The organism is Frankia tisae (assembly GCF_025403405.1).
GTDB classification, from domain to species: domain Bacteria; phylum Actinomycetota; class Actinomycetes; order Frankiales; family Frankiaceae; genus Frankia; species Frankia tisai.
The window spans coordinates 1-3,506 of record NZ_JANEZT010000516.1; the positions used below are offsets into that span (position 1 = coordinate 1).

A 3,506-nucleotide genomic window follows, 5' to 3' on the forward strand; every position below is an offset into this window, starting at 1 on the left:
GAACAGGGGTCACGGGGGCGGAGATCGTCGTCGCCGGCCGGGCGGTCGGCTGCTGCCAGGTGAGGCGGCGACCGCTGGCCCGGTCGAACAGGTGGACGCGGGCCGGGTCGGCGCAGAGCCGGGCCCGCTCACCGACCGCGAGTCCGAGTGGCCGCGGTCCGCGCAGGGCCACCGACTGCCCGTGCACATCGCACCAGGCGACCTCCTCGCTGCCGAGGTTCTCGATCGCGGTGACGACACCCTCGATCTCCACTCCCGGGTGGTGCTCGGCGGTGCCGTCGCCGGCGGTGCCGTCGCCGGCGGGGACCCGGTGCAGGCTCTCCGGCCTGATGCCGAGGGTCACGTCCCGCGGCGGGGCCGAACCGGGCCACAGCGGAATGCGCAGGCCCGGGGCCTGCACCGTCAGCAGCGGGCCGGCCGCCTCGATGCGGGCGGTCAGCAGGTTCATCGGCGGCGCGCCGAGGAAGCTCGCGACGAACACGGATGCCGGCGCGTCGTAGACCTGCGTCGGAGTGCCGATCTGCTCCACCTGACCGCCGTTGAGCAGCGCGACGCGAGTGGCCATCGACATCGCCTCGACCTGGTCGTGGGTGACGTAGATGAAGGTGCGGCCCAGCCGGCGGTGCAGTGCGGTGAGCTCGGTGCGGGTCGCGGTGCGCAGCTTGGCGTCGAGGTTGGACAGCGGCTCGTCCATGAGGAACGCCTGCGGGTCGCGGACCAGCGCGCGGCCGAGGGCGACCCGCTGGCGCTGCCCGCCGGACAGCTCCCGGGGGCGGCGGTCGAGCAGGTGGTCGAGTTCGAGTTGCCCGGCGACCTCGCGGACCCGGCTGCGGATCTCGGCTCGGGGCACGCGGGCGGCCCGCAGCGGGAACCCGATGTTGCGTTCGACGGACAGGTGCGGGTAAAGCGCGTAGCTCTGGAACACCATCGCGAGATCGCGCTGGCGGGCCGGCAGGTGGGTGATGTCGCGTTCGCCGAGCATGATGCGCCCCGCGCTCGGTTCGAGCAGGCCGGCGATCATCCGCAGCAGCGTCGTCTTCCCACACCCGCTCGGGCCCAGCAGGACGAGGAAGTCGCCGTCGGCCACCTCGAGGGAGATGTCGTCGACGGCGCGGACATCCCCGAAGGACCTCGTGAGGCCCTCGATCCGGATCTCTGCCACCAGCACTCCAGGTACGTCTGTTCCGGGAGCAGGGCTGCTCCCGGATTTCTGTTACCTGGGCAGCGTCGGATACTCAGATGAACGGTCTCCGACGGATGGGAAACGGATGGTGGTCACTTATCGCAACGGTTCTCCGTGGCCCCGGCAGCAAGGATTCACATCGGACCTGGTCAAAGTAGTCCGGCATCGTCGTCGCTTGTTACTGAAAGTGAGAGGGTTGTACTGTGGCGTTCTCACTGCCGCCGAGCCTGGTCGCCATGGTCTGTTCCCGCTGTTCCCGCTGTTCCCGCCGGTTCGGCCCGCACCGAGTGGCCGAGGACGTCCGGGACCAGGGACGACGCCTGCTGCGGGTCGCTCTCCCGGCGCAGCCCGACGGCGAGCTGCAGCGCGTTGAGCAGCAGCAGCGACGCCAGCCGGCTGGCGATCGTGTCCGTGCCGACCGGCCAGTCGGGCGTCCCGACGACGAGGGTGATGTCGGCGATCTCGGCCAGCGGCCCCGCGGTGTAACTGGTGATCCCGATGACCGCGGCACCGGCGGTGCGCGCGGCCTCGGCGGCGCGCAGCGTCGGCTCGTTTGCGCCGGAAGAGGTGATGACCAGGCAGACATCGGTGGGGGCCAGCAGCCGGGCCGCGATCTCCTGGATGATCGAGTCGCCGGGCGCCTCCGCCGGGCGGCCGATGATGAGGAAACGCAGCGCCGCGTCCTGGGCGACCGGCGCCGACCCGCCGTTGCCGATGATGAGCAGCCGGCCGGCGGAGTCCAGCAGGTCGACCGCCGGGGTCAGGCAGGCGCGGTCCAACGGTCCCAGCGCGTCGGCGAGCACCTTCGCCGCCGCCTCGAACACGGTGTCGACCAGCCGCTCGACCGGATCCGCGGCGCCGGCGCGGCCGACCTCGCCGCGCAGCGCCGCCGCCCCCACCTCCCGGGCCAGCTCCACCCGAAAATGCTGGAACCCGCGGAAGCCCAGTGACTGGCAGGCCCGCACCACCGTCGCCGCCGACGTCCCCGCCGCCTCCGCGAGCTGGGCGGCAGACCACTCCACCACCTCCCCCGGACGGGCCAGGCACACCTCTGCCACGCGTTGCTCGCTCGGGACGAGACTCGGCAACGTCGCACGGATGGCCGCGAACAGCCCGCCCGGGCGGACGGCACCGGCCGGTCCGGTGAAGGGAGTCACGTAGCGGTTCTTACACGTTGAAGGTGACGGCGCGCAGGGCAACCCGCTCGGGGAGTCGCCGTCAGAACGCGCCGAGTGCCTCCCGGACGAGCGTGGCGACCTGGTCGGCCTCGGTGAGGAACCCGTCGTGGCCCGAGCGGGAGTGGATGACGCGCAGCGGCGCGTCGGCGAGCGCCGCGATGTCCTCCTGCAGGCGCAGCGGGTAGAGCCGGTCGGAGTCGACGCCCGCCACCGTGAACGGCACCGGGCAGGCGCGCAGCGCCGCGGCGAAACCGCCGCGGCCCCGCCCGACGTCCTGTGTCATCATCGCCCGGGTCAGGGTGACGTAGCTGCCGGCGTCGAACCGGCGGGCCAGCTTGCCGGCGTGGTGATCAAGGTAGGAGGCCACCTCGAACTGCCCGTCCTCACGGGTCCGGGCGGCGAAACGGTCCTGCAGCTCCTCCTCGCTGCGATAGCTGATCTGGGCCATCTGCCGGGCCAGGCCCATCCCCGCGGCCGGGCCGCCCTGCGCCGCCGGCAGATGGTGGTAGTCGCCGCCGTGCCAGCCCGGGTCGTCGGTGATCGCGCGCACCTGCACCGCGTACAGCCCGATCTGCTCCGCCGTCGCGGTGGCGCCGCAGGCCAGCACCACGACCCGGCCGACCCGGTCGGGCTGGCCGACGGACCACTCCAGCGCCCGCATCCCGCCCATCGACCCGCCGACCACCGCCGCCCAGCGCCGCACGCCCAGGGCATCGGCGACCGCCACCTCAGCGGCGACCTGATCGGCGATGGTGATCTCGGGCCAGCGCCCGCCCCAGGGGCGGCCGTCCGGCGCGGTCGTGGCGGGACCGGTCGTGCCCTGGCAGCCGCCCAGGACGTTGGGGCACACGACGAACAGCCGGTCGGTGTCGAGCGCCCGGCCCGGCCCGATCAGCCCGTCCCACCAGCCCGCACTCGGGTGGCCGGGTTCGGCGGGACCGGCGGCGTGGCTGTCCCCGGTGAGCGCGTGCAGCACCAGCACCGCGTTGCCGGCCGCGGCGTCCAGGTGGCCCCAGGTCTCGAACGCCCAGCGGGTGGCCGAGTGGCTCGAGGCGCGCGACGAGGTGAGCTGGGTGACGTATCCGGGGCTGCCGTCGTCGAAGTGGTACTCCCGGGCGCAGCAGGTGCTGCCCCGCGGCGCCGGG

General features: G+C 73.4%; 3 protein-coding genes and 1 pseudogene. 1 reads left to right on the forward strand and 3 read right to left on the reverse strand.

Annotated elements, in window-relative coordinates:
* From NBZ85_RS29060 to metX, 3 genes and pseudogenes are all read right to left on the reverse strand, one after another.
* A partial coding sequence (locus NBZ85_RS29060; RefSeq protein ID WP_261560489.1) for an ABC transporter ATP-binding protein occupies window positions 1-1,162 on the reverse strand: 1,162 nt, incomplete at its 3' end.
* 233 nt (window positions 1,163-1,395) lie between these two features.
* Window positions 1,396-2,340, reverse strand: coding sequence for a MurR/RpiR family transcriptional regulator (locus NBZ85_RS29065; protein WP_261560488.1), 945 nt, complete (start codon window positions 2,338-2,340; stop codon window positions 1,396-1,398).
* 61 nt (window positions 2,341-2,401) lie between these two features.
* Window positions 2,402-3,388, reverse strand: a pseudogene (gene metX / locus NBZ85_RS29070) (homoserine O-acetyltransferase MetX); the annotation flags it as partial.
* 37 nt (window positions 3,389-3,425) lie between these two features.
* Between metX and NBZ85_RS33920 the strand changes: the two are divergent.
* Window positions 3,426-3,506, forward strand: an 81-nt coding sequence (locus NBZ85_RS33920; RefSeq protein WP_261563150.1) for a PLP-dependent aminotransferase family protein, incomplete at its 3' end; no start/stop codon positions are given.